At 43.8% G+C, this 13,163-nt stretch carries 13 protein-coding genes; 5 read left to right on the top strand and 8 right to left on the bottom strand.

Features of this window, described 5'->3' with window-relative positions:
* Nucleotides 1-110: 110 nt before the first annotated feature.
* Complete coding sequence (aceK, locus tag JN178_RS15435) at nucleotides 111-1,844, bottom strand: bifunctional isocitrate dehydrogenase kinase/phosphatase (RefSeq protein WP_202262303.1); 1,734 nt, start codon at nucleotides 1,842-1,844, stop codon at nucleotides 111-113.
* Between the two features lie 177 nt (nucleotides 1,845-2,021).
* Here aceK and JN178_RS15430 point away from each other — a divergent pair, with 177 nt between their 5' ends.
* On the top strand, nucleotides 2,022-2,420 hold the full coding sequence (locus tag JN178_RS15430; protein WP_159626683.1) for a response regulator: 399 nt from the start codon (nucleotides 2,022-2,024) through the stop codon (nucleotides 2,418-2,420).
* A gap of 30 nt (nucleotides 2,421-2,450) precedes the next feature.
* Here the strand turns inward: JN178_RS15430 and arsB are convergent, their stop codons facing one another.
* Genes arsB through JN178_RS15410 form a run of 4 tightly spaced genes read right to left on the bottom strand, consistent with a single transcriptional unit; the run spans nucleotide 2,451 to nucleotide 5,028 of the window.
* Nucleotides 2,451-3,464, bottom strand: a complete 1,014-nt coding sequence (gene arsB / locus JN178_RS15425; RefSeq protein WP_202262302.1) for an ACR3 family arsenite efflux transporter — start codon at nucleotides 3,462-3,464, stop codon at nucleotides 2,451-2,453.
* Nucleotides 3,465-3,475: 11 nt separating this feature from the next.
* Nucleotides 3,476-4,159 carry an arsenical resistance protein ArsH gene (gene arsH / locus JN178_RS15420; RefSeq protein ID WP_202266093.1) on the bottom strand — a complete coding sequence of 228 codons (684 nt, stop codon included), beginning with the start codon at nucleotides 4,157-4,159 and terminating at the stop codon, nucleotides 3,476-3,478.
* Nucleotides 4,160-4,198: 39 nt separating this feature from the next.
* Nucleotides 4,199-4,666, bottom strand: coding sequence for an arsenate reductase ArsC (locus JN178_RS15415; protein WP_202262301.1), 468 nt, complete (start codon nucleotides 4,664-4,666; stop codon nucleotides 4,199-4,201).
* Between the two features lie 29 nt (nucleotides 4,667-4,695).
* Complete coding sequence (locus JN178_RS15410; RefSeq protein WP_202262300.1) at nucleotides 4,696-5,028, bottom strand: metalloregulator ArsR/SmtB family transcription factor; 333 nt, start codon at nucleotides 5,026-5,028, stop codon at nucleotides 4,696-4,698.
* A gap of 279 nt (nucleotides 5,029-5,307) precedes the next feature.
* On the opposite strand from JN178_RS15410, the gene JN178_RS15405 reads away from it, so the two are divergent.
* Nucleotides 5,308-7,263, top strand: a complete 1,956-nt coding sequence (locus JN178_RS15405; protein ID WP_202262299.1) for a methyl-accepting chemotaxis protein — start codon at nucleotides 5,308-5,310, stop codon at nucleotides 7,261-7,263.
* 66 nt (nucleotides 7,264-7,329) lie between these two features.
* Here the strand turns inward: JN178_RS15405 and JN178_RS15400 are convergent, their stop codons facing one another.
* Both JN178_RS15400 and JN178_RS15395 read right to left on the bottom strand, forming a co-directional pair.
* Entirely contained in the window at nucleotides 7,330-7,983 is a 654-nt protein-coding gene (locus JN178_RS15400) for a protein tyrosine phosphatase family protein (protein WP_232369590.1), read from the bottom strand.
* 144 nt (nucleotides 7,984-8,127) lie between these two features.
* The gene (locus tag JN178_RS15395; RefSeq protein WP_202262298.1) at nucleotides 8,128-8,868 is read right to left on the bottom strand and encodes a hypothetical protein; all 741 of its coding nucleotides are present in this window, start codon (nucleotides 8,866-8,868) and stop codon (nucleotides 8,128-8,130) included.
* A gap of 163 nt (nucleotides 8,869-9,031) precedes the next feature.
* On the opposite strand from JN178_RS15395, the gene JN178_RS15390 reads away from it, so the two are divergent.
* Nucleotides 9,032-10,189 carry a sensor histidine kinase gene (locus tag JN178_RS15390; RefSeq protein ID WP_202262297.1) on the top strand — a complete coding sequence of 386 codons (1,158 nt, stop codon included), beginning with the start codon at nucleotides 9,032-9,034 and terminating at the stop codon, nucleotides 10,187-10,189.
* Nucleotides 10,186-10,830, top strand: coding sequence for a response regulator transcription factor (locus JN178_RS15385; protein WP_202262296.1), 645 nt, complete (start codon nucleotides 10,186-10,188; stop codon nucleotides 10,828-10,830). Before JN178_RS15390 ends, JN178_RS15385 begins: the two co-directional genes overlap by 4 nt.
* 88 nt (nucleotides 10,831-10,918) lie before the next feature.
* Here JN178_RS15385 and JN178_RS15380 read toward each other — a convergent pair whose 3' ends face one another.
* Nucleotides 10,919-12,076 (bottom strand): S-(hydroxymethyl)glutathione dehydrogenase/class III alcohol dehydrogenase, encoded by a 1,158-nt coding sequence (locus JN178_RS15380; protein ID WP_202262295.1) that lies wholly within the window; start codon nucleotides 12,074-12,076, stop codon nucleotides 10,919-10,921.
* A 180-nt stretch (nucleotides 12,077-12,256) separates the two neighbouring features.
* Between JN178_RS15380 and JN178_RS15375 the strand changes: the two genes are divergently transcribed.
* Nucleotides 12,257-13,135 (top strand): LysR substrate-binding domain-containing protein, encoded by an 879-nt coding sequence (locus tag JN178_RS15375; RefSeq protein ID WP_202262294.1) that lies wholly within the window; start codon nucleotides 12,257-12,259, stop codon nucleotides 13,133-13,135.
* Nucleotides 13,136-13,163 lie beyond the last annotated feature (28 nt).

The raw sequence follows: 13,163 nt of genomic DNA, 5'->3' as shown, positions 1-13,163 counted from the left end.
CAACGCAACATGACTTCACCTAAGAGAAGTCGTATGACGATACACGGCGGTACCCTATTCAGTAGCTTCTACGTTAAAAAAGGCAAAATGCGATCACTTTTCACATCCCTTTATTCGCCGCGGTCAAAACGCATTTCCGCGTTGTATGGCGTAAAGTGTTGAACGTCTCCTCGCTCACACTTTTCTTGTACTTCGTGCCAGTACTCTGGCGTCATTAGATCGCCATGTAACGATTTTAGGATATCTTTAAATTTTCGCTTACCAACAATGAAATGCTCGAATTGTTCTGGAAATACATCATTAGGTGCTACCGATAAAGTGTCAATGGCGTAAGGGTCATCAGACTTTGGTAGCGCTCTGAAATTACGTTCATTCATCAAACAAATTTCGTCATAGTCGTAAAAAATGACGCGTCCGTGGCGAGTAATGCCAAAGTTCTTATGCAACATGTCGCCAGGGAATATATTTGCCATGGCAATCTGCTTGATGCATAGGCCTAACTCGTCAAGCGCACTAGTTATTTTGTCTTCGTCGGTTTCTTGCTGAAGATACAAATTAAGCGGTGTCATTTTCCGCTCAATGTATAAATGCTTAATAATAAGTTCACTTTCAGTAAACTCGAGGCTTGATGCACAAGTTTCCTGTAACTCTTTGATAAGTTCAGGCTCAATTCTCTCAAGCGGGAACCTAAAATTTACGTATTCGTGAGTATCGGCCATGCGGCCAACACGGTCAGACATTTTTACCAGCTTGTAGCATTCTTTAACGTGCTCTCGTGTAATCTTTTTACTCTCAGCAAATTCATCCTTAATAATTTTAAACACCACTCCATAAGAAGGCAGATGGAAAACCATCATTACTAATCCGCGAATACCCGGGGCCGCCTCGAACTTGTCATCTGAACTATCCATATGTTGCAAGAAGTTGCGATAAAAAACGGTTTTTCCATGCTTGTAATGGCCCAAGGCCATGTAAAGCTCAAAATGCTTCTTGTTCGGCAATAGCTCTTGTAGGAACGCGGCAACTTCTGCGGGGTTTTGGGTATCAGCCATAAAATAGCTACGAGCAAAACCAAATATAACGCTTAAATCTTTTCGGTCTGTTAATAACGCATCAACGAACATGTGTGGCTCGTTGTATCGGCGCATGGCAATAACAAAAGGCAGAGTTTCATCGGGCATACAAATACGACCAATCAGATAGGCTGCTTTTCCTCTGAAGAAGGTTGGTTTTAGTATTTCAACTGCCTGAACGCTGGCAAGTTGTTCTTTATTTAGTCGTGCACGCAAGGCTTTTTCTAAGCTTTGAAGGTCGCGTTCGTAATTTTCAAAAGGAATGTTGTAGCGGTATATTTTGAAGATAGACTCATACATTTCGCGAACCGTCGTCGTCGTATCGAAACTGTTGATCACTTTGTGCCTATCTTGCCCGGGTAAAAAACATCGACTTGGCAAAACAAACATCATGTCGTTGTCTATCTTTCTATGCTTGAAAAAGCGTCCAATCACAGAATTATAAAAGGTTTCCGCTAATTCAAATTGTGGATGTCCTTCCAACTGTGTCGCAAACACTTTCTTTAACTCTTGCCAAAAAATGTCATCTTTTTGATGTACTTCTGTTAACTGATAAATTTCGGCAACCGCATCGGAAAGGCTTTGTTCGTATATGGTAATGCGCTCTTTAGACGCGGCTTGCGTCTCTCGCCAGTTTCCGTTTTCAAAGCGCTCCTGCGCACCACGGGTAATGCGCGTAAACCACCGATAGCTTTTGTCGAAATGTGCCAGTATTAAGTAAGCCACTTTTTTCACTAATGGCTTTTCTATGTGGGTAGACGCAGTATCCATAAGGTAAGTTCCTCTCATTCTATGGCGATAGATTTACCATAAAAAGTCTGCAAAGTGAGAGAAGTTTGAAGCAGATCGCCAATAAGTCGTTAAAAAAGGCCTTTATTTTTTGTTTTACTAAACTTTTGATTAATGTATTCTGAAGTTTGATTAGTGAACAGAACTAAAGTTTTTCAGATGGGTTTTAATATTCTTATTTGTGATGATTCAGCGCTTGCGCGTAAGATGGCAAGAAGAAATCTGCCAGAAGGTTTCGCTGAAACAATCTATGAAGTGTCGAATGGAATGGACGCCTTAGAAGTATTGGCACATCATACCATCGATTTAGTTTTACTCGATCTTACTATGCCTGTTTTAGGTGGCATAGATGTGTTGCGCGAAATCAAACGTCGACAGTTAGAAACCTTTGTCATTGTTGTCTCGGGTGATATTCAACCTATGATGCAAGACAAAGTAATGGCGTTAGGTGCACTCGGCTTTATTGAAAAGCCGATAAAAACCACACTGTTGAAATCGCTCCTACAACGTTTTGGTTTTCTATTACCGGAAACACAAAAAAGTGCGATGGCGGTGTAAAAGGTTTACCCCGCCAAAGGTATTCACGCTCTAGTTAAACCAATGTCTCGTTTTATTGGCAAACCAAACCAGCGATAGCATCACTGGTACCTCTACTAATACTCCCACTACTGTTGCAAGTGCAGCGCCGCTATTAAGACCAAATAGTGAAATCGCAACGGCAACAGCTAATTCGAAAAAGTTCGATGTTCCTATCATACAAGCAGGTGCAGCAACATTATGCGGTAACTTCATTCGCTTTGCTGCAAAGTAGGCAATCGCAAAAATACCGTATGTTTGTATTAAAAGCGGTATTGCGATTAGCACAATATCCTGAGGTTGAGCCAATATGGTATTCGCTTGTAAACCAAACAGAATCACGATAGTGAGTAGCAACCCGCATACCGAAAAAGGTTTAAATCTTTCTACCAACTTTGTTACCGCTTGTGGCCCTTTTTTCTCAATGTGCTTACGTGTTATAAACCCAGCGAGTAACGGTAAAACGACATACAGAACAACCGACAGTAGCAGTGTGTCCCACGGAACAGTGATATCGGTAACACCAAGCAGCAGTGCAGTAATAGGGGCAAAAGCAACAACCATAATTAGGTCATTGATTGACACCTGCACTAACGTGTAATTGGCATCGCCTTTCGTAAGGTGGCTCCATACAAACACCATTGCAGTGCATGGGGCGACGCCCAACAAAATCATGCCGGCTATGTATTCCGTTGCTGTTTGAGGGTCAACCCAATCGGCAAAAAGCCCTTTAAAGAAAAGCCAGCCAAGTAATGCCATAGTAAACGGTTTAATCAGCCAATTTACTACCAAAGTAAGAATAAGCCCTTTGGGCTTTTTACCTACATCTTTTAGCGATCCAAAATCAATTTGGACCATCATGGGATAAATCATTAGCCAAATAAGTACCGCTACAACCAAATTAACGTGAGCGTACTCAAGCGCTGCAACATGTTCGAAAAGAGTGGGAAAGGCGTAGCCCAAAGCAACGCCCGCTATAATACATAGACCGACCCACACTGATAAATAGCGTTCAAAGAAACCCATGTGCAACTCCGTTAAATTGACTTTTGATTGACGCGCTTGCTCACTTCTTCCGCGCTTTCAACACGCTCTGAATAGCGATCTACTAGAAAGGTTTTGTTGTCGCGAGTAAGTAGCGTAAATTTAACCAGCTCTTCAACAACATCAACAATGCGGTTGTAATAGGGAGAGGGTTTCATGCGACCATCTTCTTCAAATTCCAAAAATGCTTTGGCTACTGATGATTGGTTGGGAATGGTGAGCATCCGCATCCATCTTCCCAGTATGCGCATTTGATTTACGGCGTTAAATGACTGAGAGCCCCCGCAAACTTGCATTAGGGCAAGTGTTTTTCCTTGAGTGGGACGGATACCGCCTATGCTAAGTGGAACCCAGTCAATCATACTTTTCATTATGCCTGTCATACTGCCGTGACGCTCTGGGGAGCACCATATTTGTCCTTCAGACCACATCATTAACTCACGGAGCTCTTTTACCTTGGGATGATTTTCGTCCTCGGTGTCAGGCTGTGGTAATCCCTTGGGATCAAAAACCTTAGCTTCTGCACCAAAATACGTCAGTAAACGCACCGACTCTTCAACAACAAGGCGACTGTAGGAACGCTCCCTAAGCGAACCATACAACAAGAGAATACGAGGTTTATGCTGAGAAAAAGTGCTCGCGAAATCCGTCATTAGTGGCGTGCGCATTTCTTCCATCGATAAATTGGCTGACGGCGCAGTGGTGTCTGTTGCCATTTATTGTGCTCCTAAGGTAGTTAGTGCTTCTTTTAGCGCATCGGTAGACAGTGACTGCTCTGCTAATTCGGTTAAGCTTTTTACGCGTTGCTCAATAATGTTCATCGTTTGATGAAATGCCGCAGCTTTGTCTTCTTCGCTTCCCTCCAGCTTTGACGGATCTTCTAATCCCCAATGCACTTTTAATGACTTTCCAAAATAAACAGGGCAAGACTCACCTGCCGCAGAATCGCACACAGTAACGACAAGATCTGGTGCATAATCCTCAAACTCATCCCATGATTGACTTTTCAGACCATCTGTTCGATAGCCACGTTCAGCCAAGTATTTTAATGAAAGCGGATGAACCTCTCCCACAGGTTGACTGCCCGCACTGCGCGCTTCAAGTGCACTTGGGGCTGCATTAGTGATAGCTTCACATAAGATGCTTCTACAACGGTTGTGAGTACAAATATATAAAATCTTCATTTTTTCTCTCAAATTAGTAAGTTAATTGCTTAGCAGTTGTCACAACACAGGTTGTTAATAGCCTCTTCAATATAGCTAAGGTTGTGCGTAGCGGTTTGTTCAATAATCTCGCGTGCCCAAACGGGGAGATTGGGGTGAAGTCGGTAGTAAACCCATTTACCTCTACGTGTATCTTGCACGAGTTCACACTTTCTTAAGTCTGCAAGATGACGAGATATTTTGGGTTGGCTAATGTTCAGCGCATCGGTAAAGTCGCAAACGCAAAGTTCTTCTTTTTGACTCAGCATAAGCAGTGTTTTTAGTCGGGTCTCTTCTGATAAACACTTGAAAAAAGACAGCGGAGACAAGGTACAATCCGACATAAATTTCTCACATATGAATTTTCGTATGTGTTACATCGTATATGAAATTTCATATGTGTCAAATCATATCTGTATTTCCATATGTGTTCAAGTGCTCATGGCCACAACGCCTCAAGCGCTTTTTATGACGTGGCAAGGCGTCGGAACCTCGAGCGTGTTGACCCATTGCTGTAATAATGTACCGCAATACTCAACACGTTCTGGCATTGCTGATACCGTAAAAATCGTTAATACTGGTCATTAACCTCATTTAAAAAAATAACAAGAAGTGACGTGTCTATGAATATTCGCAGCAAACTCATCACCGCTTTTCTGGTTGCCGTTACCGTACCCATTATCGCATTGGTTATTACAACAACGGTGCAAACATTTACCCAGTCGCGTGATTATTTTATCAATAGTGCTACGCAAGAAATTCATCAGATAGACAATGCTTTTGAGCTGTTCTTCGAGGGGATGAAAGAACATGTACGTTATATGGCAAGCGATGAGCGATTACTTGCTGCGGCAGAGACTTCTATTACCAACTACATTGGTAGACGAGCTGATATGACGCCCCTGCAAAATGGTGTAATTGAGAGCAGTATTTTTAAATTTCACGGTCAATTTAGAGACAAGCATCCTAACTTACTTAATGTCTACATGGGAACTGAGACCGGCGGTTTTATTCAATACCCGCCTGAAACGATGGAAAACTATGACCCGCGTAAAAGGCCGTGGTATCAACAAGCAAAAGCAGCCCCGGGGGAAGCGGTAATAACGTCGCCATATCAGGGGATTTCGGGTGGGCCAATGATTTCCATTGCCACTACAATTAAAGGAGCAAGCGGTAACACCATAGGGGTTCAATCTATTGATGTCACCCTAGATACGCTAACTAAGCTCGTCAATGGCGTTAAATTGGGAGAAACTGGCTATGTCATACTTGTCGACCAAAATGGCGTAGTGCTCGCAGACCCGCGTAATAAAGCGAACAACTTCAAAAATATCAAAGAGCTTGGCGGCAGCCCACTTTACAAAGCACTAATGACTGAACGGGACAGCCATTTTACGGTAGATGGCGAAGATGGTGATCTTACCGTTACTACCTACCGCTCACCGGCGTTGAACTGGCAGTTTGTGGGCGTTATTGAAAGCGCAGATATTGAAGCGCCCGCATGGAGTATTGTTTCCACAATGATGGTGGTGCTGGTGGTTATGATCATTATTTGTAGTGTTCTAGGTGTTGTAATGGCTAATCGCATCGTTGCGCCAATTCACCGTATAAGCCGAAGTTTGCGTGCGATATCTGAGGGGAGAGGTGATCTGACACAACGCCTGGAAGTACGTGGTAAAGACGAAATTAGTGACCTTGCAAATTACTTTAATGCTTTCTTAGATTCTATTCGCGATTTGATAACCGAAATAAAACAACAGTCTGAACATTTGTACTCAGCGTCTAACAATTTCACGACGATGGCATCGTCACTACAGCAGGCTAGTGATAAGCAAGAGCGCTCAATAGAACAAGCCGCAACAGCCTCCAATGAGATGGCCGCAGCAGCACAAGAAGTGGCACAAAGCTGTATTTCTACGCAAGAAGCTACAGAGCAAACAGATAAAGCGAGCCATAGTGGTTTATCTATAATTCGCGAGACAGTGGCACAAGTCGAAATGTTGAAAACGCTGACACAGGACTCCTCTGAAGCGACCAAAGAGCTTGCCAGTGAAAGCGATAACATTAATCAAATTCTAAATGTGATTAGAAGTATCGCTGAACAAACTAACTTGTTAGCGCTAAACGCGGCGATAGAATCAGCCCGAGCGGGTGAACAGGGGCGTGGGTTTGCAGTGGTCGCCGATGAAGTGCGCTCATTAGCTCAACGGTCTTATGGTGCTACCGAAGAAATTGATGGCATGTTAACTAAGCTCATTGAGAGAACACAGTTTGTGTCAGGGAAAATGGCTACTGGTTTAGAACAGTCGGAACAAGCGACTGACCAATCCAACCAGGCTCGGGCTACGTTCGAGCAAATAGGTCGGTTGGTGCAGCAAATAATGGATCAAATCACACAGATTGCCAGTGCTGCTGAAGAGCAATATCAGGTATCAGAAGAAATTAGCCGAACAATATCAGGTATGCAAAGCTCAACCACCGATGTCAGTCATGCATCAAAAGGGCTATCGAGTAATGCCGACAACTTATTGTCTCTTTCAAAAAGCCTTAATGAGTTGGTTGGACAATTTAAAGTGTAGGACAGTGAAGATGTTTCGATATGGTGCCCCTTGTACTACCGAGGGCACCATCGTTTTTAGGTCAGGTCAGCCTTCGATTGGGGCTGGGTCAAATGACATCGCAACGCGTGTGTTGTTTACGCTATTGTAGTAATTAACCACATCTGACATAAATGCGTGCCACGTCGGATTTGGGTGCCACACTTTCATCAGGTCAGCTTTGGCTTGCGCTTCACTTTCACCTAACACGGCAACACGATAAAGGTAAGTAAAAGACGCTCCCCGCCAATTGAGCTTACAATGCGTGAGCACTTTGCCATCAGATTGTTTTACTCGGTCCATATAGGCAGCGTAATTTAAAAAGTTAGCTACGCTTGGCGCTTCCCAGTCTACAGGCACATTAAAATAATCAAGATCTAATGAGGTGGTATAGTGAATCTCATCAGCTCTGTCTCCCGGAATAAGGTCGATGACGTGACTGACGCCTTCTTGTTTAAGCAACGCTAAATGGGTTTTGGTAGGTAACCCTGACGAGAGCATGAAGCTATTATTGTGCTGAAGGTTAGTGAGTGAGCCAAGACTTTGTGCGTCTTCATTTTCCGTAGTTTGAGCGTGATCGTGATTATGTGAATGGCTTAACTCTAGCGCAGAAGTGTGACAGTGAAATAGTGCACTTGCAAAGCAAAGAGTAATGGCAAACGCAGGCAGTGCAGACACGCTTTTATTCTTTTTTAATGTCATTGTATATGGCCTTCAGGTGAACTGCTTTGCACCAGTATAGCGTTACTTTTTGTTATTTCGCCACAGGTTGACGAAAATTACGTACGCTTTTCACGAGTGGTTTGCAGTTCACATCAGTGCCGTCAATTTATACGCCGTCGTTCACTATGCGTTTTTTAATGTGCGTTGGCGAGGCTTGTACTTGCAGCTTAGCCAAAGCGAAAATGGTACGCCTATAAGACTTGGCAGCACCCAACTTGCTATTTGCAAACTCGGAATCCCTTCAAACAAGGTTCTGCCGCCAAAGGCAAAGAAGGCGGTATAAGCACCAATACCTGAACCAATAATGTGTCCAATATGTTCAACTATCCATTTACCTGCAGGCACCTCTTTTTGTAGTGTATAGCGAACAATGCCAATGGCATTGAGTAACGCTATAGGCGCAAAAATGCAGGTAAGGGTAATGTTGTATTTAATGCCTTGATAAAGCGCGATAGAGGCTACTGCAAATAGAAGAATGGGTAGCCACAAGTACGCTGGCGTTCGCATTTCAGCAATATCGCTTTTTACCTCAAGCACTCGCTGGGCATGACGAACATTATTCCAAACCAGCAAACTCAACATCAGCAGAAAAATATACTGCCCTTTTAGGTAGGCGACAAAATAGGCCACCGATTCAAAGTGCTCAGGCATAGAAGGGTAGATGGCCAATGGCATGAGTAAAACAATAGTAGAACTCACTACTCCACTGATTGAAGTGAACAGCATGGCTTGCACGTAGTAGCGCCCAAATTTTCGATGTTGTGGACCTCCTTTACGCGTCAAGCAGGGGATCCAAAACAAAAACAGGGAAAGTGCACCTGAAAAAATGTGAAAGTAAACCAGTGTACTGTGTATGGTTTGCATAATGGTGGCTCCAATAACCAAAATTGATGTGACACAGTGTGTTTAATTTGCTGTTTTCAAGTAAGTGCCAAAAGTCATTAGATAAAAAGTGACTTTTGGCCTATGTGTTTAAATGCTATTTCTGCAACAATGTGCGCAATTACCTCGATGTAGCGGTGCCTAAATGGAATTATCGTCAACCTTAAAATCATGGCTGGTTAACAACGTAGAGCGGTTTTCAGCATGTTTAACCTGGCTATTTGTAAGTGTGTCGGCGCTTTACTTTCTGACCATGCAACTTACATTTTGGCATTGGCGACCTATCGCCGCATTTGCCTTATTTATTTCGATTGCCATTTGCTTTGTGTTGGTTACTCGCCATGACGAGTCTTTACCTCGTTGGCGATATTTGCTGCTGTGGGCCATGTATGCGTTGTCGGTAGCGAGCCAACTGTTATTACCTTACGCTTATATCGCCATTTTTGTGGTGATTTGGTCTGCGGTGCTTCCCTACTATTTATCATGGGGCAAGTGCCTAGTGCTTAGTATTCCATTGGCATTGCCTACGGTTTTTATTCAAGAAGTCGTTTGGGAGGAAAATCAAGCATTGCTCACTGGCGCTTTGTTCTGGACGTTTAATTTGTTCGCAATGATGATGTCGAATACCGCCATTAAGGAAACTGCCGCGCGAGAAGAAGCCGATGCGCTCAATAGACAGTTGATCAGTACACAGCACTTAATGAAACAAGCGATTACACAAGATGAACGCTTGCGCATTGCGCGTAATATTCATGATGTGGTGGGACATCACCTTACTGCTTTGACCATCAATTTACAGGTGGCGTCTCGCAAAAGTAATTTAGCTGGAAATGACGACGTAAAGGCGCAAGTTGACCAGTGCCATGCTATCGCAAAACTATTGTTGTCAGATGTGCGAGAGGCGGTATCGGACATTAGAGAGAATGCCGCTATCGATTTCAATGGTGCTCTACAATCTCTTATTAGTGACTTGCCACGACAACAAGTGCAGTTAGACATTCAGCCTGATTTTATACTTAGCAATGTGAAGATAGCAGATGCCTTGCTGCGCATTATTCAGGAAGGATTAACAAATGTGATACGGCATACTCAATCCCATAGATTCAACATTGCGCTTAGTAAACACGACAACGTATACACACTTATCATGCAAGATGTGCAGGTGAATGTAGAGAAGCCTATTACAGAAGGCAATGGTTTAATTGGAATGAGAGAGCGCGTGAGTGCATTAGGTGGTGAGTTACAGACAGGTTTCAACGCACAAGGGTTTTGTATTCGCGCGACATTGGTGGAGGCAGAATGAGCACAAGGGTTTTACTGGTCGAAGATCAGATGCTAGTTCGACAGGGTATAAAGTCACTTCTTGCTCTTGATGACAGCGTCAATGTAGTGGGTGAATGTGAAGATGGCAGTCAGTTAATTGATACGTTGAACCGCATCAACTGTGATGTGATCTTAATGGATATTCGCATGCCAAAAATGTCGGGCATTGAAGCGCTAAACGCACTTAGCGCGAATGCTATTACTATCCCTGTGTTAATGTTGACGACATTTGATGATCATACTTTGGTGAGCGGTGCGATAAGCGCAGGCGCAAAAGGTTACTTACTGAAAGATGTGTCTCTTGAAACATTGGTTGACGGTATAAAGGCCGTAGAGCGAGGCGAGACTCTAATACAGCCGGCAGTCACTGAAAAAGTACTAAAAGGCTTGCAAGGGCTTGATGTTACTTTCGAGTCGTTTGAGACGCCTGAAACATTAACCACCAAAGAGCTTGAAATATTGCGCTTAGTCGCGGCGGGATACAGCAATAAAGAAATCGCGGATACTATCTTCAAATCTACTGGCACAGTGAAAAACCAAGTATCTGCCATTATGGCTAAATTAGGCGTTCGTGATCGAACGCGGGCGGTGCTAAAAGCACTTGAGTTGGGATGGATCTAGCATAGTGAAGCAAAAAGGCTCGTTTGATACGAGCCTTTTTAGTGTTGCGTATTTCTTTATCGGGCTGAGGGCTATTTTTCCATATGTACTACTTATCCATGTGTACTACAGAGCGAATGCTTTCACCTTTATGCATTAAATCAAACGCATCGTTGATATCGTCAAGACCCATGGTGTGAGTGATAAATTCTTGCAACCCAAAATCGCCGTTTAAGTATTGCTCTACAATACCCGGTAGTTGAGAGCGGCCTTTCACTCCGCCAAATGCGCTGCCGCGCCATACTCGACCTGTAACTAACTGAAAGGGACGAGTTGAGATTTCTTGACCAGCGCCTGCTACACCAATAATGACAGATTCTCCCCATCCCTTGTGACAGCATTCAAGGGCTGAGCGCATAACATTGACATTGCCGATACATTCAAATGAAAAATCCACACCACCGTCAGTCATTTCAACGATAACGTCTTGAATAGGTTTGTCGTAATTTTTCGGATTAACGACATCAGTGGCACCAAGCTGCTTAGCGAGATCAAATTTACTTTCATTGATATCAATACCAATAATGCGGCCTGCACCCGCCATACGTGCGCCGATAATAGCGGATAGACCAATGCCCCCTAAGCCGAAGATGGCCACGGTATCGCCTTCTTGTACTTTCGCCGTGTTCAACACTGCTCCCATGCCCGTCGTGACACCGCAGCCCAGTAAACATACCTCTTCGAGAGGAGCGGCTTTATTGACCTTAGCCAATGAAATCTCTGGTAGTACCGTGTACTCAGAAAATGTAGAGCACCCCATGTAATGATAGATTGGCTCACCATCCTTAGAGAAGCGGCTAGTACCATCTGGCATTAAACCTTTGCCTTGCGTCGCGCGCACAGCCTGACAGAGGTTGGTTTTACCTGATTTACAAAACTTACATTCGCCACATTCTGCGGTGTAAAGTGGAATAACGTGATCGCCAACCTCAACACTGGTAACACCTTCACCCACCATTTCGACAATACCACCACCTTCATGCCCTAAAATAGAGGGGAAAACGCCTTCGGGATCATCACCAGATAGAGTAAATGCGTCAGTGTGACAAACACCGGTAGCAACGATGCGAACCAACACTTCGCCTTTTTTAGGTAGTTCCACATCCACTTCTTCCATTTTAAGTGGCTCCCCAGGCCCCCACGCGACAGCGGCTTTCGCTTTAATATGAGTTTGGCCTGGCTGCAATGAATCTTTAAACGTCGTCATGAAATGACTCCTTGATTACAAATATAAGTGTTTTGATATGAAGCCAAGTATAGGAGAGCGTTTGTGATAGATAAATACAGATTTAGTAAATCACTATTGCATATTTGTAATAGTTGGGAGGGGATTCTATTATAAGTCCTACGCGCTGTATGTACCGTTTCACTGTGAGGTAGTAAGCCTATGAAAATATTAGAGGGGGTATCAGAGTTTTGCGCCGTGGCAAATGTGGGCAACTTCACTGGTGCGGCGACGAAATTAGATACTTCAGTGGCACAAGTTAGCCGAAAAGTAGCGACGTTAGAAAGGCAGTTAGGCGTAAAGCTGTTACAGCGTACTACCCGAAGCGTATCGCTAACAGAGGCCGGGACGTTGTACTTTGAGCAAGCTTATCCTGCATTGCAGTCGCTAGAAAATGCTCAGCTTGCGGTAAGTGCACTGCAGCAATCGCCGCAGGGGTTGATAAAGATGACAGCGCCAGTAGCCTTTGGTGAGGCCTATATTGCACCACTGCTCAATACCTTTATGAAACAATATTCAGGCATTAGCGTGCACTGCACATTTACGAATGAAAAATTGGATATTGTTGAGCAAGGGTTGGACCTTGCTATTCGAATTGGCAAGCTGGGAGACTCTACTTTAGTGGCCAAAAAGTTAGCTACCCGTCACCTTTATGTGTGTGCGAGTCCATCTTATTTTGAGCAAAATGCTAGGCCTCAGACGCTCGATGAATTAAAACAGCACGATTTGCTAGTAGGGTCTCAGGCTTACTGGCGATTTGTTATTAATGGCAATACAACCTCTTTACCTGTGCAGGGAAGAGTGCGCTATAACAGTGGTAATGCACTTCGCAGCGCAGCGCTTGACGGCTTGGGAATTGCTCAACTACCCGGCTTCTATGTACGCCACGATTTAGAATGTGGAAATTTAGAAGAGGTATTACCAGCGCACAAAGATAAGCAGGAAGCGATTTGGGCAGTGTTTCCTTCAAACCGCAATGTCGCGCCAAAAATACGATTACTTATTGATTTTCTTGCACAAAACATTGTTGATGATAATTGACAGAATACTGCTGAAACATGCTTTGTAC

This window comes from Alteromonas sp. KC3, assembly GCF_016756315.1.
Classification (GTDB): Bacteria; Pseudomonadota; Gammaproteobacteria; order Enterobacterales; family Alteromonadaceae; genus Alteromonas.
This window is presented reverse-complemented; position numbering and strand designations above follow the sequence as displayed.